The organism is Bradyrhizobium sp. Kon56 (genome assembly GCF_055807635.1).
On sequence record NZ_JBVVOU010000496.1, the window covers coordinates 1 to 258 of the forward strand.

Sequence of the window (258 nt, forward strand, 5' to 3'; positions counted from 1 at the left end):
ATTCCAACAGTTCGTCGTCAAGCAGCAGTCGCGGCCAATTGCACGCCGGCCGGCGTCGCGCACCCAGCCACCAGGTCAGCGCCGGGCTGCTGGCAGTGAGCAAGCGGTCCAGCAAGGCATCCAGCTCGGGAGCAGGCAAGCGGCAGAAATCGTCCAGGCACAACCACGCCCTGGATTGCCAACGGCCCAGATCGAGCAATAACGTCGCTTCATCCGTATACGCCAGCCCCAGGCTGTGGGCCAGGCGCCGGGAGAAAT

The 258-nt window shown here is 64.7% G+C and carries 1 protein-coding gene; it reads right to left on the reverse strand.

Going from position 1 to position 258, the window contains the following annotated elements; genetic code table 11:
- The coding region (locus tag AC0L3B_RS39805; RefSeq protein WP_473383386.1) for a hypothetical protein at nucleotides 1–258 on the reverse strand (258 nt) is incomplete at both ends.